Source organism: Rhizobium sp. Rhizsp42 (genome assembly GCF_047304155.1).
Lineage (GTDB): Bacteria > Pseudomonadota > Alphaproteobacteria > Rhizobiales > Rhizobiaceae > Rhizobium.
The window spans coordinates 111,946-132,371 of sequence record NZ_JBGLYS010000009.1 but is presented as its reverse complement, the minus strand read 5'-3'; the positions used below and the strand labels follow the sequence as shown (position 1 = coordinate 132,371).

Annotated in this window: 23 protein-coding genes; 14 read left to right on the top strand and 9 right to left on the bottom strand. The window is 61.9% G+C overall.

Translation table 11 applies throughout. From position 1 onward, the window contains the following. Positions 1-47: 47 nt before the first annotated feature. The 8 genes from ACCD05_RS11700 (at position 48) to ACCD05_RS11665 (ending at position 6,691) form a co-directional block, all read left to right on the top strand. A complete protein-coding gene (locus ACCD05_RS11700) occupies positions 48-1,049 on the top strand; it encodes a zinc-binding dehydrogenase (protein WP_413392738.1) in 1,002 nt (333 codons plus the stop codon). 49 nt (positions 1,050-1,098) lie between these two features. Then, positions 1,099-1,452, top strand: coding sequence for a putative quinol monooxygenase (locus ACCD05_RS11695; protein WP_413392736.1), 354 nt, complete (start codon positions 1,099-1,101; stop codon positions 1,450-1,452). 94 nt (positions 1,453-1,546) lie between these two features. Beyond that, positions 1,547-2,815, top strand: a complete 1,269-nt coding sequence (locus tag ACCD05_RS11690; protein ID WP_413392734.1) for an epoxide hydrolase family protein — start codon at positions 1,547-1,549, stop codon at positions 2,813-2,815. A gap of 29 nt (positions 2,816-2,844) precedes the next feature. Further along, on the top strand, positions 2,845-3,288 hold the full coding sequence (locus tag ACCD05_RS11685) for a nuclear transport factor 2 family protein (protein WP_413392732.1): 444 nt from the start codon (positions 2,845-2,847) through the stop codon (positions 3,286-3,288). Positions 3,289-3,362: 74 nt separating this feature from the next. Then, complete coding sequence (locus tag ACCD05_RS11680) at positions 3,363-3,854, top strand: DUF305 domain-containing protein (RefSeq protein ID WP_413392730.1); 492 nt, start codon at positions 3,363-3,365, stop codon at positions 3,852-3,854. 16 nt (positions 3,855-3,870) lie between these two features. Next, the gene (locus ACCD05_RS11675; RefSeq protein ID WP_413392728.1) at positions 3,871-5,328 is read left to right on the top strand and encodes a YncE family protein; all 1,458 of its coding nucleotides are present in this window, start codon (positions 3,871-3,873) and stop codon (positions 5,326-5,328) included. A 71-nt stretch (positions 5,329-5,399) separates the two neighbouring features. Next, the gene (locus tag ACCD05_RS11670) at positions 5,400-5,927 is read left to right on the top strand and encodes an RNA polymerase sigma factor (protein ID WP_413392726.1); all 528 of its coding nucleotides are present in this window, start codon (positions 5,400-5,402) and stop codon (positions 5,925-5,927) included. A 50-nt stretch (positions 5,928-5,977) separates the two neighbouring features. Next, a complete protein-coding gene (locus ACCD05_RS11665; RefSeq protein WP_413392724.1) occupies positions 5,978-6,691 on the top strand; it encodes an anti-sigma factor family protein in 714 nt (237 codons plus the stop codon). Between the two features lie 33 nt (positions 6,692-6,724). Here the strand turns inward: ACCD05_RS11665 and ACCD05_RS11660 are convergent, their stop codons facing one another. From ACCD05_RS11660 to ACCD05_RS11635, 6 genes are all read right to left on the bottom strand, one after another. Then, complete coding sequence (locus ACCD05_RS11660) at positions 6,725-7,555, bottom strand: shikimate dehydrogenase family protein (RefSeq protein ID WP_413392722.1); 831 nt, start codon at positions 7,553-7,555, stop codon at positions 6,725-6,727. Positions 7,556-7,566: 11 nt separating this feature from the next. After that, a complete protein-coding gene (locus tag ACCD05_RS11655; protein WP_413392800.1) occupies positions 7,567-8,295 on the bottom strand; it encodes an amino acid ABC transporter ATP-binding protein in 729 nt (242 codons plus the stop codon). A gap of 66 nt (positions 8,296-8,361) precedes the next feature. Beyond that, entirely contained in the window at positions 8,362-9,003 is a 642-nt protein-coding gene (locus tag ACCD05_RS11650; RefSeq protein ID WP_413392720.1) for an amino acid ABC transporter permease, read from the bottom strand. A gap of 9 nt (positions 9,004-9,012) precedes the next feature. Further along, complete coding sequence (locus ACCD05_RS11645) at positions 9,013-9,681, bottom strand: amino acid ABC transporter permease (RefSeq protein WP_209192268.1); 669 nt, start codon at positions 9,679-9,681, stop codon at positions 9,013-9,015. A 28-nt stretch (positions 9,682-9,709) separates the two neighbouring features. Further along, positions 9,710-10,156, bottom strand: coding sequence for a type II 3-dehydroquinate dehydratase (gene aroQ / locus ACCD05_RS11640; protein WP_413392718.1), 447 nt, complete (start codon positions 10,154-10,156; stop codon positions 9,710-9,712). A gap of 98 nt (positions 10,157-10,254) precedes the next feature. Then, positions 10,255-11,085: a transporter substrate-binding domain-containing protein gene (locus ACCD05_RS11635; protein ID WP_112982318.1), complete on the bottom strand. Its 831-nt coding sequence runs from the start codon at positions 11,083-11,085 to the stop codon at positions 10,255-10,257. A 206-nt stretch (positions 11,086-11,291) separates the two neighbouring features. Here ACCD05_RS11635 and ACCD05_RS11630 point away from each other — a divergent pair, with 206 nt between their 5' ends. Further along, positions 11,292-13,187, top strand: a complete 1,896-nt coding sequence (locus tag ACCD05_RS11630) for a bifunctional sugar phosphate isomerase/epimerase/4-hydroxyphenylpyruvate dioxygenase family protein (RefSeq protein ID WP_413392715.1) — start codon at positions 11,292-11,294, stop codon at positions 13,185-13,187. A gap of 18 nt (positions 13,188-13,205) precedes the next feature. On the opposite strand, the gene ACCD05_RS11625 is transcribed toward ACCD05_RS11630, so the two are convergent. Continuing rightward, a complete protein-coding gene (locus ACCD05_RS11625) occupies positions 13,206-13,880 on the bottom strand; it encodes a GntR family transcriptional regulator (RefSeq protein ID WP_413392713.1) in 675 nt (224 codons plus the stop codon). Between the two features lie 158 nt (positions 13,881-14,038). On the opposite strand from ACCD05_RS11625, the gene ACCD05_RS11620 reads away from it, so the two are divergent. Then, positions 14,039-14,716: a GntR family transcriptional regulator gene (locus tag ACCD05_RS11620; RefSeq protein WP_413392711.1), complete on the top strand. Its 678-nt coding sequence runs from the start codon at positions 14,039-14,041 to the stop codon at positions 14,714-14,716. Positions 14,717-14,719: 3 nt separating this feature from the next. On the opposite strand, the gene ACCD05_RS11615 is transcribed toward ACCD05_RS11620, so the two are convergent. After that, positions 14,720-15,481 (bottom strand): IclR family transcriptional regulator C-terminal domain-containing protein, encoded by a 762-nt coding sequence (locus ACCD05_RS11615; protein ID WP_413392709.1) that lies wholly within the window; start codon positions 15,479-15,481, stop codon positions 14,720-14,722. A gap of 122 nt (positions 15,482-15,603) precedes the next feature. Between ACCD05_RS11615 and ACCD05_RS11610 the strand changes: the two genes are divergently transcribed. Genes ACCD05_RS11610 through pobA form a run of 4 tightly spaced genes read left to right on the top strand, consistent with a single transcriptional unit; the run spans position 15,604 to position 19,416 of the window. Continuing rightward, positions 15,604-16,311 (top strand): 3-oxoacid CoA-transferase subunit A, encoded by a 708-nt coding sequence (locus ACCD05_RS11610; protein WP_413392707.1) that lies wholly within the window; start codon positions 15,604-15,606, stop codon positions 16,309-16,311. After that, the gene (locus ACCD05_RS11605) at positions 16,308-17,000 is read left to right on the top strand and encodes a CoA transferase subunit B (RefSeq protein WP_413392706.1); all 693 of its coding nucleotides are present in this window, start codon (positions 16,308-16,310) and stop codon (positions 16,998-17,000) included. Before ACCD05_RS11610 ends, ACCD05_RS11605 begins: the two co-directional genes overlap by 4 nt. Beyond that, the gene (gene pcaF / locus ACCD05_RS11600; RefSeq protein ID WP_413392704.1) at positions 16,997-18,202 is read left to right on the top strand and encodes a 3-oxoadipyl-CoA thiolase; all 1,206 of its coding nucleotides are present in this window, start codon (positions 16,997-16,999) and stop codon (positions 18,200-18,202) included. Before ACCD05_RS11605 ends, pcaF begins: the two co-directional genes overlap by 4 nt. A gap of 41 nt (positions 18,203-18,243) precedes the next feature. Beyond that, entirely contained in the window at positions 18,244-19,416 is a 1,173-nt protein-coding gene (gene pobA / locus ACCD05_RS11595; RefSeq protein ID WP_413392702.1) for a 4-hydroxybenzoate 3-monooxygenase, read from the top strand. Here the strand turns inward: pobA and pcaQ are convergent. After that, positions 19,395-20,348: a pca operon transcription factor PcaQ gene (gene pcaQ, locus ACCD05_RS11590; RefSeq protein WP_413392700.1), complete on the bottom strand. Its 954-nt coding sequence runs from the start codon at positions 20,346-20,348 to the stop codon at positions 19,395-19,397. The genes pobA and pcaQ overlap by 22 nt on opposite strands. Positions 20,349-20,426: the final 78 nt, after the last annotated feature.

Sequence of the window (20,426 nt, the reverse complement as noted above, 5' to 3'; positions counted from 1 at the left end):
GAGCGGCGAACAGCCGCTCCACTTCACATTCTCAAGGAGAGCCCGCGATGCGTGCCGCAGTCTATTTCAAGCATGGGAAGCCTGAGGACGTTCTTCAGGCAGTCGACGTCGAAGATCCCAAGCATCCAGACCACAACGAAGTGCTGATCCGGGTGCTTCTCCGGCCAGTTCACCACGGCGATCTTCTCGGTATATCGGGACGCTACCAGCCGGGAGCAGTCGTACCGAAAGAGGGCGTGCGCGTCGGCTTCGAAGGCTACGGCATCGTCGAGGAAGCCGGCAGTGGCGTCGATCTGAAGCCAGGCACCCGCGTCGCCTTCTTCCCCGGCCGAGGCGCGTGGAGCGAAAAGGCAATCGTCCCGGCTGAATACGTCACCGAAATTCCTGATGACGTATCGGACGAAGTCGCGGCACAGCTACATGTCAATCCGTTGACGACGGCGCTTCTCTTGCGGGCCGTCGAGACATCCGGCGCGAAGCCGGGCCGCGACGTCGTCGTTCTCACCGCCGCCGGTTCCGCGGTCGCCAGACTGGTGATCGGACTGCTTCTCGATCGCGGTTTCGACGTCGTCGGCGTCGTCCGACGGGAAGCCGGCGTGAACGAACTCAACGTCGTGTTTCCGGATCTGCCGGTGGTTTCCACCGACAAGCCGGGCTGGCAGGACAAGGTCGTTGCAGCCGCCGACGGCCATCCCATCGGCGTCGTGCTCGACCCTGTTGGCGGCGAAACGGCCAGTGCGGCGGTCGGCCTGCTCGCCCAAGGCGGTAGCCTGGTTTCCTACGGCGATCTTTCCGGACAGCCGATCTCTGTCCCCGCGCTTTACTTTTCGACACGCGACATCCGGCTGTCGGGCGTCACGGTCGGGCGGTGGGCTGGCTTGCCTGTAGACGTCCGCAAGGCCGATCTGAAGCTCGCGCTTGAGCTCGCAGCCGGCAAGCCGGAGCTCTTTCAGGTCGAGCAGACGTTCGATCTCGCGGATGTCGGCAAGGCTGCCGCACTGGTCGAAAAGCCAGGCAAATCCGGCACGGTTCTGATCGCGTCACGCTAGGCGCCGCGCAACGGAAATACATCATCAGCCAGCCAAAGGAGAAACGGCCATGGCCGACCACGACAAGACACTGCCGACGAACATGCTCGTCAGCGCCTATTATCGCGTTCACCCGGATGATCGACAGACCTTCATCGACGCGGTGATCCCTGACATGACGGCGGCGGCCGAGATCGACGGATGCGTCTTCTACGCCGTCGCGCAGGATCTGACGGATCCGAACACCTTCCACCTTGTCGAGGGCTGGAGAGACGAGGCCGCCTACGAAGCGCACGAGAACTCGCCGATCTTCCTCAAGGCTCTGAGCACTGTCGTGAAGAATGTCCGGATCCTCGACCGACAGGGTATTCGCTACGATGTCGCAAAGCAGCACATCGACGACCCACGCGGCCGCGTCTCCTGACACCATTGGGATCGGATCGTGACCCAAGCGGACGCTTCCGATCCCGCAAAGCTCGAGAGCGGGCTCAAACAGCAATCAAATCGAGGAATAAGAAATGACCGCCCCATCGACCGTCGCCACGCGCCGGCGTATTCTTCAGTTCGCTCTGGCAGCACCCGCCGTAGCCTCGCTGACATCCCAGGCGGTTGCGGCGCAGGAGGAGCTATCGTTTCCGCCGGCAACCGACGCGATCACGCCTTTCAAGGTTTCCGTTCCGCAAGCCGCCATCGATGACCTGAAGCGCCGCCTCAAGAATACGCAATGGCCCAATCAGGAAACCGTCTCGGACTGGTCGCAAGGTGTTCCGCTCCACAAGGCGAAATCATTGGTCGCCTATTGGGAGCGCAAATATGATTGGCGAAAATTTGAGAAGCGTATCAACGCATTTCCGCAGTATCGCACCCGCATCGATGGCCTCGGCATCCATTTCATCCATGTGAAATCGAAGCATGAGAACGCGCTACCGATCATTCTCACCCATGGATGGCCGGGGTCGGTCGTCGAGTTCCTCAAGGTCATCGGCCCCCTCACCGACCCGACCGCGCACGGCGGCACGGCCGAGGACGCGTTCCATGTCGTCATTCCCTCGCAGCCCGGCTTCGGCTTCTCCGACAAGCCGGCCTCGGAAGGGTGGACAGTCGTTCGGACGGCCAATGCCTGGGCCACGCTGATGAAACGCCTCGGCTACGACAAGTGGGTTGCGCAAGGCGGAGACTGGGGATCGGGCGTCACCCATGCGCTCGGCCATGTCCGCCCCGAAGGGCTCGTGGCAGCGCATGTGAACTGGCCGCTCGTCTTTCCGGAAAAATTCCCGGAGAACCCGACGCTTGAGGAAAAGGCCGCTATGGACGCGGCGATGAAGTTCGCGAACGATCAGTTCGGCTACTTCAAGGAGCAGGCGACCCGGCCCCAGACGATCGGATATGCGCTCGCCGATTCACCCGTCGGCCAGGCGACGTGGATCTACGAGAAATTCCAGGCTTGGACGGACAATCGCGGCGAGCCGGAAGACGCGCTGACGATCGATGAGATGCTCGATGACATCTCGCTCTACTGGTTTACGGACACCGCCGCCTCATCCGCTCGCATCTACTGGGAAAACGCCCGCAACGGCGGCGGCTTCGACGCTGGCCGGATCGAACTGCCGATGGCAGCCACGATCTTTCCGAAAGAGATCTACCGCGCGCCGAAGGCGTGGGCGGAAGCCCACTGGCCGAACCTGTTTTACTGGAACGAGGTCGACAAGGGCGGTCACTTCGCCGCTTTCGAACAGCCCGACCTCTTCGCGCAGGAAATGCGCAAGGCCTTCAAATCCATCCGCTGATCCAGCTCCAGCAAAGCCAAGGAACCAACATGCCTACCAACGAAGAAATCATCCGCGAACTCTACCGGACTGCAGAAGTGAAGGACGTAGCGGCATTCGTCGCCCTCTTCGCCGAGGGCGGCTATTTCTGGGACGTGTCGGCCGGCGCGAAGTATTACGGCGCCGATATCGGCAAGACGGTCGACATCTACGCCACCGCCTTTCATGACATGCACCGCGAGCTCGGAAACTTCTACGTGACCGACGACGTGGTCATCGTGGAACTAACCCTCAACGGCACCCATACCGGCCCTCTCGCGCTGGCAGCCGGCACGATCGCGGCCACAGGCAAGGAAATGCACGCACCATGCTGTGACGTCTTCCATCTGAAGGATGGCAAGGTGACGTCCTTCCATTGCTACACCGCCGCGACCATCATCTTCGGCCAGCTTGGAGTGCTCGGCAATCTCGCGGCGTCGCTCCAGCACGCGTGAAAAAAAGTTACGCCGCTCGGGAATAGAATCTGCGCCCGGGTGTCTACCTCGATGTAACAACAAGGAAGAAGCCGATGAACCTCTGGTCCTCCCGAAAATCGATGATCCTTGCGGCCACCATCCTCGCAACTGCGGGCGCCTGCGCCGCCTTCGCCCATGATCCCTCGCAGCACGATCATTCGGCGATGCAGATGGATGACGCCGGGCCTGAGGCGGCCTACCTCGCGGAGAACGACGCGGCCATGGACAAGATGATGGCGGACATGGAGGTCAAGCCATCAGGCGATGTCGACCGCGACTTCGTGGCGATGATGACGCCCCATCACCAGGGCGCCATCGAGATGGCGCTAGCCGTCCTCAAATACGGCAAGAACGAGCAGCTCAAGCGCATCGCGCAGGAGATTATCGTGGATCAGCAGCAGGAGATCGCGGCCATGAAGCTTGCGATCGGCGATCCGCTCCCCCCATCCGAATCGGCCCCAACCCAGGTCGCACCGGAGACTACCCCCACCGGATCCACGTCCAGCAAGACCATGCAGGGCATGGACCCCAACATGAAGATGTAACCCAGAGGTCCTCCCAATGAACATTCGTACATCTTTTGCCGCCAGCTTGCTGGCGGGCAGCATGCTATTGCCTTTTTCCGTCCTCGCCGGACAGGCCCCCTTTGCCGCCGCTGATCCCGACATCCCCGTCAGCAGCAAGGACCGCGTCTATGCCGCCGAGCAATTCTCCAATACCGTGTCGGTGACCGATCCTGCGACCAACAAGCTTCTCGGCGTCATCAAGCTCGGCGACCCCCAGCCCGGCAACCTCTCGCCGCTCTACAAGGGTCAGGTGCTGGTCCATGGCATGGGCTTTTCGCCCGACAAGAAGACAATCGCGGTGGTCTCGATCGGCTCGAACTCTGTGACCTTCATCGATACCGCAACGAACGAGGTGAAGCACACCACCTATGTCGGCCGCTCGCCGCACGAGGCATTCTATACGCCCGACGGTAAAGAGGTCTGGGTGACGGTCCGCGGCGAGGACTATATCTCCGTCATCGACGCCGCCACATTCGGGGAGAAGACGCAGATCAAGGTGCCGGCAGGTCCCGGCATGCAAATCTTCTCGCCTGACGGTAAGTACGGCTACATCTGCTCGTCCTTCAATCCCGAGACCGTCGTCGTCACCGTTGCCGATCACCAGATCGTCGGCCACGTGAAGCAGGCAAGCCCCTTCTGCCCGAATATCGCGGCATCGCCTGATGGAAAACAGGTCTGGTTCACGCTCAAGGACATCGGCAAGACGCAGGTCTTCAATGCGCAGCCGCCCTTCGATCTGATCAAGACGATCGACACCGGCCCGATCACCAACCACGTCAACCTCGTCACCAACAAGAACGGCAGCTTCGCCTACATCACCGTTGGCGGCCTCAACCAGGTGAAGGTCTTCCGCACCGACAATTTCGAACAGGTCGCGACCATCCCCGTCGGCAACCTGCCACACGGTGTCTGGCCCTCCGGCGACGGCACGCGCGTCTATGTCGGCCTGGAAAACGCCGATGCGATGGCCGCGATCGACACGCTGACCAACAAGGTGATCGCGACGATCCCGATCGGCCAGGCGGCGCAAGCCGTCAACTATGTGCCCAATGCCGTTCCTGAGGGCGATGGCATGCAGAACCTGCAGCCGCTCGGAACGGCAGGCGTCGCCGCTCATCTGACGCTGTCGGCAAAGGGCGACAAGGGCAAGACGGCGCCGACGAGTGTCACGCTCTTCGACCAGGGGTTGACGCAGGTATTGCAGGCATCTGTGACCGGGCTGGAACCGAAGACGATGTACGTGCTGGCACTCTCCGACAAGGCGGACGGCAGCGGACCGCTCCAGGGCCTGTCGAACTTCATGACGAACCCGGCCGGCTCGGCGATTGTCAACGCGGTCGGCCCGATCCGGCAGATCGTCGAATCCAAGCACAAGGATGAGCGCAAGTATATCGTCGTCGCCTCATCGGTCGACGGCAAGCCCGGCAAGGTCCTGCAGGTGCAGGGCGATTGATGTGACCCGACTGGGGTAAACCGGTGGCCCGCAGCTTGACTGCGGGCCATTCACCCCCGAGGATTTGAGAGATGGATGATCTGCTGACGCAGGTGGAGCCAATGATCCCGGCGCTGAGGCGATACGCGCGCGGCCTGATCCGCGATCGCGAAGCGGCTGACGATATCGTCCAGGATTGCCTCGAGCGGGTCGTCACGAACTGGACGCACCGACGCGATGCAAATGCCCGCTCCTGGGTATTCGCGATCCTTCACAATCTTGCGGTCAACAAAATACGCCAGGACGTCAGGCGCGCCGGCATCGTCACGATCGAGGAGATGCCGGAGGCGACAATGGCGGTGAATGCCAGCCAGGACAGCACGTTGTTTGGCCAGGACGTTCTTGCCGCCATCGAGCGGCTGCCGCCGGACTATCGGAGCATCCTGCTATTGGTCGCGGTCGAGGACCTGAGCTATGCGGAGACGGCTACCGTCCTCGACGTGCCCGTCGGAACCGTGATGTCGCGTTTGTCTCGTGCACGCGAGCAGCTGAGGCTTATCCTTGAGACCAAACCAACGAGCGCCAAACCTGTTGGTCCATTTATCCGGAGGGTCAAATGACGAATAGACCGATCAACGAGGATGACCTTCAGGCCTTTGTCGACGGCGCCTTGGATGCAGAACGGCATCAGGACGTGGCTTCATTCCTTGAAACGAACGAGGATGCCGCGACACGTGTCTCCGCCTATCAGCAAGGCTCTACGGCGCTTAGATCGGCCCTGGCTCCGATCGCAGCCGAACCTATCCCAAGCCGGCTGAACCTCGCCAGCATCATCGACAGAAAGCGCCCGACCAACAAAATTCGGATTGCGCCAATGGTGGCCGCCGCCGTCGTATTATTGGCGATCGGCGCCTCTGGCGGCTGGCTGCTGAAGGGCTACAGCATGCCTCCAACAGAAGGTGTCGCCGCCTTGGCGCAGGAAGCATCAGCAAGTTACAGCGCCTTTGCCGCTGATCGCCTGCGACCGGTCGAGGTCAGGGCTGATGGCAGCGATGATCTGAAAAACCTGGTTTCCGTGACGATCGGTGGCTCGGCGATCATCCCCGATCTCAGCAAGGCCGGCTACCGCCTGATGGGCGGCCGCGTTGTCCCGACGCCGCATGGATCCGGGCTCATGCTGATGTATGACGACGACAAGGGGAACCGATTGGTGATGCTGACCCGGCGCATGCAGGTCGACCAGGACAAGCCCATGGTCGCAAGCGACCAGCACGACATTCGGGGATGGAGCTGGGCCAGGAACGGCCTCGGTTATAGCCTCGTCGGCGCAATCGGCTCGGAACACCTCCATACGATTGCTGACGAGATACGGTCACAGATTTGACTGGCGGCGGCTTCATTCGCACCCCGACCAACATCAGCCGATGCGGGCAACGGATCTGAGCTCATCGGCCGTTGTGGTCGGGAAGCCGAAGAACTCGAGGTAGGCGGGGATTTGCTCGAACAGCATGTCGGTGCCCACCTGGAAGTCGCAGCCGGCGGCGCGCGCCGCCTCGAGAAAGGGCGTGATCTCCTGCTTCATCACGACCTCGCCCACAAAGGTTGAGGGAGACAGCCGCGACACATCGATCGGCAACGGATCGTCGCTCTTCATGCCGAGCGGCGTCGCGTTCACCACGATGTCGAATTTGTCAGGATCACACGAGCCGGCCGTGACGTCCACGTCGGGATAATGCTGACGAAGCCGTCCCATCAGCCCGTCCATGACCGCCGTGTTCGCGTCGAAAATCGCGATCCTTCGAACGCCGGCAGCGGCAAGCGATGCGGCGATCGCCGAGCCGACGCCGCCGGAGCCGACGACGAGGACATCGGCGCCAGATACCCGCCTGCCCTTGCGCAGCACGCCTCGCACAAAACCCTCGCCATCGAACATGTCGCCGATCAGCCGGCCGTGTTCATCCAGCCGGATGGCATTGCAGGCGCCGGCGACCTGGGCGCGCGTCGACAGTTCGTCGAGCAGGCCCATGGTGGTCACCTTGTGCGGCATGGTGATCAGTGCGCCGTGGATGTTCGACAGGCGGAACACAAGCCTCAGAAAATCCGGAAAGTCCTCCGCGCGACAACCCATGGGAACGACCACGGCGTCGATGCCGTGCTTTTCGAAATAGGGGTTGTAGATCAGCGGCGACTTGAAGGTCTCCGTCGGATAGCCCAGATGGGCGATGATCCTGGTGGTGCCGGAAATCATGCCGAAAACTTTCAGTGACGCAGAATTTCGCCAAGGAACTTGCGCGTACGCTCGTGCCTTGGATTGCTGAAGAATGTGGCGGGCGGTGCCTCCTCGACGATCGCGCCGCTCGCCATGAAGATGACGCGATCGGCGACCTGACGCGCAAAGCCCATCTCGTGGGTGACGCAGATCATCGTCATCCCCTCCTCCGCGAGGCCGATCATCGTATCGAGCACTTCCTTGACCATCTCAGGATCGAGCGCCGATGTCGGCTCGTCGAACAGCATCACCTTCGGCCGCATGCAGAGCGCACGCGCAATCGCCACGCGCTGCTGCTGGCCGCCGGAAAGCTGCGCCGGATATTTCTCGGCCTGTTCGAGGATCTTGACGCGGTCGAGCAGGCTGCGTGCGCGCTCCTCCGCTTCCGCCTTGCCGAGGCCGAGCGCACGCATGGGCGCCAGCATGCAATTCTGCAGCACGGTCAGATGCGGAAAGAGATTGAACTGCTGAAACACCATGCCGACGTCGCGCCTGATGGCGTCGATATCCTTGGAGCGGTGGCCAAGCAGCGTGCCGCCGACGCGGATCTCGCCCTTCTCATAGCTCTCCAGGTGGTTGATGCAGCGGATCAGCGTCGACTTGCCGCTGCCCGAGGGGCCGCAGAGTACGATCCGCTCGCCCTGGCGGACATCCATGTTGATATCGTGCAATGCCTGAAAGGCGCCAAACCATTTCTCGACCTGCGCCAGGCGGATCATCGGTTCGGTGGTCGTCGTTGTCGACACAGTGGTCATGGTTCAATTCTCCCGGACAGGCAGGCGCACTCAGCGCGCCGACATCGCGAAGCGCCGCTCGAGGCGGGCGCCTAGGATCGTCAGCGGGCAGCACATGATGAAATAGAGGATGCCGACGATGCCGAAGACCGTCAGCGGCTCGAAGATCTGGTTGGAGATGATGTTGCCGGCACGCGTCAGTTCGGTGAATCCGACGATCGCGGCGAGCGACGTCCCCTTGATCAGCTGCACCAGGAAGCCGATCGTCGCCGGCAGCGAGATGCGGATCGCCTGCGGCAGGATCACGTCCTTCATGCGCGAGACGTATTTGATGCTGAGCGCCTTGGCGGCCTCGGTCTGGCCGCGCGGCACCGCCTCAATCGAGCCGCGCCAGATTTCGCCGAGATAGGCGCTGGCATGCAGCGTGAGACCGATTGCGACGGCGAGCCACGCGTCGAGCTTCAGGCCCACCAGCGCCAGCCCGTAATAGACGACGAAGAGTTGCATCAGGAGCGGCGTGCCCTGAAACACCCCGATATATCCGGCCGTTATCCGCTCCAGAAGCGGCGAGCCGCAGGTCCGCAGCAGCGCGATTATAAGCCCGCCGATCGAACCGCAGATGAAACCGACGACGGACAACACCACCGTCCATTTCAGACCGATCAGCAGGAAGATGAATTCATCGCGACCCATGGGAGCCTCCTACTTGACCGGGTAATTGAAGTAGCGGGATGAGAAGAGCCCGAAGAGGCGCATCATCACCCAGGAGATCACGAGGTAGAAAACCGTGACAGTGAAGTAGACCTCGAAGCTGCGGAAGCTTTCCGACTCGATCCTTTGCGAGACCGAGGTCAGTTCGTAGGCCGAGATCGCCGAGCAGATGCTGGTAGACAGCGTCAAAAGCACGAACTGGCTGGTCAGCGACGGATAGATCGCCCTTAGCGCAGGCTTCAGCACGATGAAGCGGAAGACCTGCGCCTTATGCAGGCCGAGCGCCAGGCCGGCCTCCTTCTGACCCGCGGGGATGGACTGCACCCCGCCGCGAATGATCTCGATCGCGTAGGCGCCGCCATTGATGCCGAGCGCGATGATCGCCGTCGGAGTCGGATCGAGCCTGATGCCGGCGAGCGGGAGCGCGAAATAGATGAAGAAGATCTGCACCAGGAACGGCGTGTTGCGGATGATCTCGACGAAGCCGATCACCAGCCAGCGTATCGGCTTGAAGCGCGAATCGCGCAGCATGACGCCGCCGATGCCGATCAGGACCGCAAGCAGCATGCCCGAGATCGCCAGCAGGAACGTACCGAGACAGGCAAGCAGCAGGCTTGGCAGACCGTCGATGACAGGCGTGAAGTCCAATGTGTAGTTCATGGTGTTACTTCTGGCCTTTCCTGTCCGGTCAGCGGCTGCGAGCGACCAACTGCGTCATGGCCTGGATCGCGAGTTCGTACCCATCCGCACCGAAACCGATCATGATCGCCGTCGCGATCGGCGAGATCAGGGATTTGTGGTAGATGCTCTCGCGGGCATGGACATTGGAGATGTGCAGTTCGATCTTCGGCGGATCGAAGGTCTTCAGCGCATCGAGAACCGCGATCGACGTAAAGGTGAAAGCCGCCGGGTTGATGATGATCCCGCAAGCCTTACGGCGCGCCTCGTGAATGCTTTCGATCAGCGCTCCCTCGAAATTGGTCTGGCGAAAATCCACCTCGTAGCCGAGGTCGCGCGCCTTGGCCGTGCAGCGCTGCTCGATCTCGGCAAGCGTCGTCGAGCCGTAGATATGCGGCTCCCGTTGGCCGAGAAGATTGAGGTTTGGCCCGTTCAGTACAAAGATCGTCTTGCTCATCATCGCTCCCGCATTCGGCACGAGACATTCATCGCCGCGGCAAAGCGGCGGCGGCCGCCTTCAAGACGCCGCCGTCGCATCGCCCCATCAGGAAGGGCTTAGTTTGCAGCGAAGGGAATGCCTTCGAGGCTTGCCGGGAATTCAGGCACGGGAACCTTCATCCACTTGTCGTAGATCTTCTTCAGCTCGCCGTTCGCCTTGATCTTGTCGATGAAGGTGTTGAGCGAGGCGTTGATTTCCTTCTCCCCCAGGCGGGTGCAGGCACCATTGTAGAGCTTCTGGAACTCAAGCTTGTTCTCGAACTCACCGGGGCGCGCCTTCTCGACGCGATCCATGTAGAAGATGTTGCCGCCGAGTGCCTCGGCCTGTCCGGATACCAGTGCCTGGACGCTGGCCGCATCGCCATCGAAACGGCGAATGGTGGCCGAAGCCGGTGCATTCTTGGTCACCTGCGTATCCTGTGCAGCACCCTTCGCCACGGAAATCGTCATATTGGCCATGTCGTCATTCGTCTTGATCGACTTGTTCTTCGGCCCGATCAGCACGATGGCATTGGCATTATAGGGCTGGCTGAACTGCACCGCCTTGGCGCGGTCGGGCAGCATCGCCATCGTCGCGAAGAGAACGTCGACGCGACCCGACGTCAGCGCCGGAATGCGGTTATTGACCTCAAGCGGCACGAACTCGACTTCGACGCCGAGTTCCTTGGCGTAGAGCGCGCCCATGTCGGCATCGAAGCCGTCCTGCTTGCCGGCGCTGGTAACGAAGCCCCATGGCGGATTATCGCCCTGGATGCCGACGATCAGCTTGCCGCGGGCTTTGATTTCTTCCGGGGTGACGGCGGCGGCCGGCTGAGCCAGCGCGATGCCGGTGAGCAGAGCGGCCGCGCCAAGCATGGCGTTGCGACGTGACAACATGGACTTCAACATCTTTTTCTCCTCCTCAATGGTCGTTGCGACCCCACAGCCTTCCTTCTCCTCCGACTGTGAGACCAAAACTGCCTGACACGGACCGATAAATCAACATAGTTTTTTCAAATCGTATGAGACTTCCATTTTCAAACGTTGAATTGAACTTCTCACGACATTCGTCATAATGATTATCACGACGATATCGGCCAGGGAGGATAAGCGAGATGAAGACCTCGATAGCGACGGTTTCGATCAGCGGCGAGCTGCCGGAGAAGCTTGAAGCGATCGCGCGGGCGGGCTTCGATGGCGTGGAGATTTTCGAGAACGACTTCCTGGCCTTTGACGGCAGCCCCGCCGATGTCGGCAAGATGGCCCGCGATCTCGGCCTGAAGATCACGCTGTTCCAGCCATTCCGTGATTTCGAGGGCATGCCGGAACCGCTGCGCAGCCGCACCTTCGACCGCGCCGAACGCAAGTTCGATATCATGCAGCAGCTTGGCACGGACCTCGTGCTCGTCTGCTCGAACGTCTCTTCCGCCTCGCTCGGCGGTATAGACCGCGCCGCGGCAGACTTCCGCGAACTGGGCGAACGCGCAGCAGCGCGCGGATTGCGCGTCGGCTACGAGGCGCTGGCATGGGGGCGCCACATCAACGACCACCGCGACGCCTGGGAGATTGTGCGTCGTGCCGACCACGACAATATCGGCCTGGTGCTGGACAGCTTTCATAGCCTGTCGCGCAAGATCGACATCAATTCCATCCGCTCCATCCCGAAGGAGAAGATCTTCATCGTCCAGCTGGCGGACGCGCCGCAGATCGACATGGATCTGCTCTACTGGTCGCGACACTTCCGCAACATGCCCGGTGAAGGCGACCTACCGGTGACCGCCTTTACGTCCGCGATCGCCGCGACCGGCTATGACGGCTACTATTCGCTGGAGATCTTTAACGACCAGTTCCGTGGCGGCTCCACGCGCGAAATCGCCGCCGACGGCCACCGTTCGCTGATCTATCTGGGCGATCAGGTGCGCCGTAGCCTCGGCGGCGACAACCCGATTGGAAAGCCCATGCCGCCGCGCGCGACGGTGAAGGGCGTGGGCTTCGTCGAGTTTACGGCCGATGAAGGCGATGCGGCCGAGCTGATCGGCATCCTCGAGGTGCTGGGCTTTCGCAAGACGGCCAAGCATCGCAGCAAGGATGTCAGCCTCTACGAACAGGGCGGCATCCGCATTCTCGTCAATATCGACCAGGCGGGTTTCGCCAATGCGGCATACGCCGTCCATGGGACGCTCGCCTATGCATTCGCGCTCGTGGTGGACGATGCCTGGGAGGCCCACCGGCGCGCGGTGGCACTCAATGCCGAACCCTTCCGGCAGCCGGTCGCCGAAGGCGAACTTGAGCTGCCGGCAATCCGGGGTGTGGGCGGCGGCATCGTCTATCTGATCGACGAAGCCTCGCCGCTCGGCCGCTTCGCGGAAGTCGACTTCACCCCCCTCGATGAACAGCAATCGGCCTCAAGCGCGGGTCTGCTGCGCATCGACCACATCGCGCAGACCGTCGCCTACGACGAAATGCTGACCTGGCTGCTCTTCTACACGTCGATCTTCGCGACCGAGAAGACGCCGATGGTCGATATCATCGATCCCGGTGGCGTCGTGCGCAGCCAGGTGGTCGAGAACGAAGAGGGATCGCTGCGGATCACGCTCAACGGCGCGGAAAACAGGCGGACGCTCGCCGGCCATTTCATCGCGGAAAAGTTCGGCTCGGGCATCCAGCATCTTGCCTTCAGTACCGACGATATCTTCGCCACCGCCGAAGCATTGCGAAAGGCCGGCTTCAAGCCGCTGCACATTTCGCCGAACTACTACGGGGATGTTGAGGCGCGTTTCGGGCTGGATCCCGATCTCACCGAACGGCTGAAGGAACACAACATTCTCTACGACCGCGATGAGCACGGCGAATATCTCCAGCTCTACAGCGGCACCTACGGTGAGGGCTTCTTCTTCGAGATCGTCGAGCGCAAGGGTTATCGAGGATATGGCGCGGCCAATGCCATTTTCCGCATCGCGGCGCTGAAGAAGCAGATGCGCCCGGAGGGCCTGCCGCGCGATAGCGACTAGGCCGGGAATAGCACGCGATCAGGCGACGATGCCGCTCTTCAGAATGTGCTCGACGCCGCTATGCACATGCCGGCGGATCACGGCCTTTGCCTGTTCCGCATCCCGCCGAAGCGCGAAATCGAAGAGCGCCCGGTGATCCTCGACCACCGGCTTGCCGCGGAAGCTCTCCGCCAGCATGTGATAGCGCAAAAAGCGGTCGAAGACCGACGAGAGCGTCGTCATCAGCGTCGCGGAGTTGCACGCCGAGACGATCGCCTGGTGGAACTCCCAGTCATAGCGAACCCATTCGATGGTGCGCGAGGCATCGCCGGCAAGAAGCCGCCGTTCAGCAGCCGCGAGCTTGTGGTGCGCCGCAACGATGGAGGCCTCCCACTCGAGATCGCCAGCGGCGAAGGCGAGATCGAGCGCATGGGTTTCGAGCACCACCCTGAGGTCAGCAAGCTCGAGCAGTTCGCGACGCGACGCCGGGCTGACCTCGAAACCTTTTTGCCCCTCGGCGACGACGAGATTTTCCGTCGTCAGGCGGCTGAGGATTTCCCGCAGCGGCGAGACGCTGATCGAATAGCGTTCGCGCGCCTGCTCCAGCTTGATCTTGGATCCCGGCGGCAAGATGCCGGAAATGATATCCTGGCGGATCTGCCGAAAGACGACCTCACTGACGGTTTCGGCCGTCTCTCCCGTTTTCTTCAGCATTGCGTTACGCGGGCTCCAGTCGCCATGACTTGGAAAATCATACAGCAGATTGCCATTCCTATGTCTTTCTTAAATATGGCAGACGATAGGATTTCAGCGGCTGTGACAATGAGGTAACGTGCACGGCACAGTTCGCATCGAAATAGCAGAGCATCGTGATGTTGCAGCAGACAGAAAACGAGACCATCGCGGAGAGCAGCTACCGCCGCATCCGTGCCGACATCATCTTCGGCCGGCTCGCACCGGGCCAGAAATTGAAGCTGGATGCGCTGAAAGAATCCTACGAGACCTCGATCAGCACGTTGCGTGAGATCCTGAACCGTCTTTCCTCGGAGGGGCTGGTGCTCGCGGAAGGGCAGCGAGGATTCCAGGTGTGCCCGGTCTCCGTCGCCGACCTCAAGGAGATCGCCGCCTTGCGGTTGCTTCTGGAGACGCATGCGCTGGAGCAGTCCTTCGCGCAAGGCGACATGGAGTGGGAAGCGCGCCTCGTATCCGCCCACTACAAGCTCGCCAGCCTGGAACGACTGATGGCGACCGGTGACGCGAGCCGGGCGGAGGACTGGAAGCGATATGACTGGGAGTTTCACCAGGCGCTGATTTCGGCCTGCGGCTCCAAGCTTCTGATCGAGACGCACTCGGTCATCTTCGACAAGTATCTGCGCTATCAGATGGTCGCACTATCCTACCGCGGCGACGTCGCGTCACGCGAGCATCAGGCGCTTCTCGATGCCGCGCTTGAACGCGATGCCGACGCGGCCAAGCAGATCCTTGCCGCACATATCGAAGGCGGTGTCGAGCATGCGCTGGCGCGCGGTTTGCTGAAGCAGGATAGCTGAGCCCTAAACCAGAATTCCGCTCAGCTCGGCCTTTATTCGCAGCAGCGCCGGAAGATAACGCGACACCATTGCCTCCATCGGCTCTTCCGTCGCCGCAAGCCCGACATTCAGCGCCGCCAGCGTTTGCCCGCGCGCACCGACCAGCGGCACCGCGACCGAGCGAAGGCCGATCTCGACCTCCTGGTCGATGGAGGCGTAGCCGGCGGCCTTGACGTCCTGCAGGATGCGTTGGAGCTCCCCGACATGCGTCTGCGTTCTCGCCGTTCTTTGCACAAGCGGTTCGGCCGAGAGCAACTCCAGCGCCCGCTCCGAAGGAAGTGCAGCCAAAAGAACGCGTCCCATCGACGTGCAATAGGCTGGAAGCCGCGATCCCGGCATCAATGCGATCGACATGACCCGGCGCTGCGACGCGCGCGCCACGTAGACGATCTCGGCATCATCGAGGATCGAGACCGAGGTGCTCTGGCCAATCTCCTCCGACAACCGGTCCAGCCATGGCTGGACGATGCGCGGCAACGGCATGGAGGCGAGGCATCCGGTTCCAAGGCGCAACACGCGCGGCGTCACCGTGAAATACTTGCCGTCATAGGCGCAGTAGCCAAGTTCCGCCAACGTCAGCAGGCATCGCCGTGTCGTCGCGCGGTCGTAGCCCGATATGTCCGCAGCCTCAGAGATGCTGAGACGCGGGTGCTCGGCGGTGAACGCCTCGATCACCTTCAGCCCCTTGGCGAGGCCACCCATGATGTCACGTTCCTTCACCTGCATGTGCCGTCTCCAATGTGCGATATTCGAACAAATATTACATACCGCACAAACACGATTGCCGTCCACACCGCCCTCCCCTACAAATCGACGTGCTGCCGGTGACAGGCGGTGATGGAGGATCAATGGACAAGACAGTGCGAAGCGCGGCCGAAGCGGTCGACGGGATTGGCGATGGAGCGGTCGTGATGATCGGCGGCTTCGGCGGCTCCGGCGCCCCGATCGAACTGATCCACGCCCTGATCGACAAGGGGCCAAGGAACCTGACCGTTATCAACAACAATGCCGGCAATGGACGGATTGGCATCGCGGCGATGATCGATGCGGGCATGGTCCGCAAGATGATCTGCTCCTTCCCCCGCTCGTCCGACCCGCGCGCCTTCACGGACCGATATCTTGCTGGCGAGATCGAGCTGGAGCTTGTGCCGCAGGGAACACTTGCCGAGCGGATCCGCGCCGGCGGCGCCGGCATCCCGGCATTCTATACGCCGACAGGCTATGGAACCGAACTTGCACAAGGCAAGGTCATCGCCGAGTTCGACGGTCGGCCGTATGTGCAGGAGCGCTGGCTGAAGGCCGATTTCGCGATCGTCAAGGCGCATGTCGGCGACACCCACGGCAACCTCACCTATCGCAAGGCCGGCCGCAATTTCAATCCGCTGATGTGCATGGCGGCAGAGCAGACGATCGTCCAGGTTTCGAGCCTCGTGCCCCCCGGCGGCATCGACCCCGAGCACGTCGTGACCCCCGGCATTTTCGTCGATCGCGTCGTCGAGATTACCAATCCCAAACAGGAAGAAGAGCTGATCCGCGAGGGAGCGACACGCCCATGAGCAACGAAAACAAGCTCTCGAACGCACAGATGGCCTGGCGTGCCGCACAGGACATCGCCGACGGCGCCTATGTCAATCTCGGCATCGGCTTTCCCGAGATGGTGGCACGCTACCAGCCGCCCGGCAGACAGGCGATCTTTCATACGGAGAACGGCGTCCTCGACTTCGGCGAGGCGCCGCCGGCTGGCGAAGAGGATTGGGATCTGATCAACGCGGGCAAGCGCGCCGTGACCCTGAAGCCTGGCGCCGCCTTCTTTCACCACGCCGACAGTTTCGCCATGGTACGCGGCGGCCATCTCGATGTCGCGATCCTCGGTGCCTACCAGGTTGCCGAGAACGGTGACCTCGCCAATTGGCGGGTGGGCTCCAAGGGCGTGCCCGCCGTGGGCGGCGCGATGGACCTAGTGCACGGCGCCCGGCAGGTCTTCGTCATCACCGAACACGTGACCAAGAATGGCGAGCCGAAGCTGGTCGAGAAATGCACCTTCCCGCTGACAGGCGTTGGCTGCATCACCCGTGTCTACACCAGCCACGCGGTGGTCGATATCGCCAACGGCCGTTTTGTGCTTCGGGAAAAGCTGCCGGATCTGGCGATCGAGGATCTGCAAGCCATGACCGGCGCAAGGCTGCATATGGACGGGCCGGTCCTTGATCTGATCGTGCCGACGCTTTCGGGAGGTGAAGCATGACCGAAGCCTATATCTGCGACTATATCCGCACGCCGATCGGCCGCTTCGGGGGGGCGCTCGCCTCCGTGCGCGCCGACGATCTCGGTGCTGTCCCTCTGCGCGAGCTGATTGCGCGCAACGTCTCGGTGGATTGGGAAGCGGTGGACGATGTCATTTTCGGCTGCGCCAATCAGGCGGGCGAAGACAATCGCAACGTTGCCCGCATGTCGCTCCTTCTCGCCGGCCTGCCGGCAAGCGTGCCGGGCACGACGATCAACCGGCTGTGCGGCTCCGGGATGGACGCCATCATCGCGGCTGCGCGGGCGATCAAGGCTGGCGAGGCCGAACTGATGATCGCCGGCGGCGTCGAAACCATGTCGCGCGCGCCATTTGTCATGCCCAAGGCGGATACAGCATTCTCGCGCCATGCCGAAATCCACGACACGACCATCGGCTGGCGCTTCGTGAACCCCGTGATGAAAGAGCTCTACGGCGTCGATTCCATGCCCGAAACCGGCGAGAACGTCGCCGAAGACTATAAGGTCAGCCGCCAGGATCAGGACGCCTTCGCGCTAAGGTCCCAGGAGAAAGCGGCGGCGGCGCAGCAGAATGGCAGACTTGCCAAAGAGATCGTCGCGGTTTCGATCCCTCAGCGCAAAGGTGACCCCGTTGTCGTCGATCGAGACGAACATCCTCGCGCTACCACGATCGAGGCGCTAGCCAAGCTCGGGACGCCATTCAAGCGCGAGGGCGGAACGGTCACCGCGGGCAATGCGTCTGGCGTCAACGACGGCGCCGCAGCGCTGATCATCGCTTCGGAAACAGCCATCAAGAAATACGGCCTCACGCCAATCGCCCGCATTCTGGGCGGGGCGTCAGCCGGTGTGCCTCCTCGCATCATGGGCATCGGCCCGGTGCCCGCTTCGCAAAAACTGATGGCCAGGTTGTCGATGACCCAGCAGCAGTTCGACGTCGTCGAACTCAACGAGGCCTTCGCCAGCCAGGGCCTCGCGGTGCTACGCCAACTCGGCATCGCCGACGACGACCCGCGCGTCAACCGCAACGGCGGCGCGATCGCGCTCGGCCATCCGCTCGGCATGTCTGGCGCGCGCATCACCGGCACGGCAGCCCTGGAGATGGCCGCCAGCGGCGGACGCTTCGGCCTTGCGACCATGTGCGTCGGCGTCGGCCAGGGGATCGCCATCGCGCTGGAGCGTGCCTGACGCGCCGTTAAGCTTCGCGGGAGAGGAAGCTGGGAGGATACATGCGCACCAAAGTCGCCATCATCGGCTCGGGTCCATCGGGGATGTTGCTCGGCCAACTGCTGACCGAAGCCGGCATCGACAACGTCATACTCGACCGGGTCTCCAAGGATTACATTCTCGGCCGTGTGCGGGCGGGCGTGCTGGAGGACGGCACGGTCGGCCTGATGGATAGGGCGAAATCCGGCGCACGGATGCATGCCGAAGGGTTGCTCCATAACGGCTTCTCGCTTGCCTTCGATGGCCGCGACCATCGCATCGATCTCGTCGGCTTGAGCGGCGGAAAGCGCGTCATGGTCTATGGCCAGACAGAGCTGACCCGCGACCTGATGGAACAGCGCGAGGCAAGCGGCGCGACGTCCATCTACGAGGCGGCCAATGTCACGCCGCACGATTTCGATGGCGATAATCCATACGTAACCTACGAGAAGGATGGCGTAACCCATCGCATCGACTGCGATTTCATTGCCGGATGCGACGGTTTTCACGGCGTGAGCCGCAAGGCGGTGCCGGAGCGGTCGATCCGCACCTTCGAGAGGGTCTACCCTTTCGGTTGGCTCGGCATTCTGGCCGATGTCGCGCCTGTTAGTCATGAGCTGGTCTATGCCAACCATCCGCGTGGCTTTGCGCTCTGCTCGATGCGCTCGCAGACCCGCAGCCGCTATTACATCCAGGCTCCGCTCGATGAAAAAATCGAGGACTGGAGCGACGACCGCTTCTGGGATGAGCTGCGCCGCCGACTGCCCGCACATCATGCCGAAGCGCTGCTGACCGCCCCGTCCTTCGAGAAGTCGATCGCCCCGCTTCGCTCTTTCGTTGCCGAGCCCATGCGTTTTGGCCGCTTGCTTCTGGCAGGCGACGCGGCCCACATCGTGCCGCCGACAGGCGCCAAGGGCCTGAACCTTGCGGCCAGCGATGTGCACTACCTGTTCTCAGGCCTTTCGGAATATTACGCGGAACATTCGCGCGCCGGGATCGACGCCTATTCGCAACGGGCGCTATCGCGGGTCTGGAAGGCGGTCCGTTTTTCCTGGTGGATGACGACCATGTTGCATCGCTTCCCTGATACCGACGACTTCGGCCAAAAGATCCAGGAGGCGGAGCTCGATTATCTCACGCATTCGCAAGCAGCAGCGACGGTCCTGGCCGAAAACTATGTCGGATTGCCCTTCTGAGCGTCCGTCTTTGAACCGGGCACCTCCATGGCCGCCTCACGGATGGTCTGCATCAGGATCGAAAGCGGCAGCGACGGGATGGCGTCGTTGCGCATGGTCAGGCCCACGGGGCCCTTGGTCTCGCTCGTATCAATCGGCAGCACCGCCAGCGCGCCATCCTCGATGTCGTTGGCGACGACGCCGGCGGAGATGATCCATATCGCATCGCTCGCGCGCACGAAGGCGCGGCCAAAGCTGTCCGAGACCGTTTCGATCTGGTTCGGGAGGCTGGGCACGCCGTTGGCGATCAGGAGCCCCTCGACGAAGGGGCGGATGATCGACGCGCGGGTCGGCATCAGGATCGTGTAGTCACCGAGCGCATTGAAGTGCGACTGCCTTGCCTTGAGCAGCGGATGGCCGGCGCGCACCGCGAAGACCACCTGCTCCGAGTAAAGATGCTCGAAGGAAAATCCTGTCATCTTTTCCGGCCCTGCAAGCCGCCCCACAACGAGGTCGAGATCGCCGACACGAAGCTGCTCGAGAAGCACCGCGTTCTCGCCGGTAACGATCTTCAGCCGGCTCCAGGTGTTTTCCTTCAGAAAAAGCTGCATCGCCCGCGGCATGATCCTCGTCGATACTGTCGGCAAGGCGCCGATGCGGATCGGTGGCGCATCGCCGATGCGCTCCTGCGTGACTGAATCGAGCCCCTGCCGCAGTGCCGTCAGCGCCGCGCCGGCGTGTTTCAGAAAGACCTCGCCATAGCGGGTGATCTTGATACCGCGGCCGTCGCGCTCGAAGACTTCGACGCCCAGAACGCCTTCAAGCTCTCGAATGGTCTTGGTCACCGCGGGCTGGCTGACATGCAGCAGCTCTGCCGCCTTCATCACGCTTTTCTGGCGCGCGACCTCGACAAAGGTTTGCAGATGGCGGAACTTTATGCGGCTGTCGATCATCTCTTACATAACTCTCAAGTTATAGGATCGCCACGAAATATCATTTTACCTAACCAGATTAAACATTCAATTTCCTGT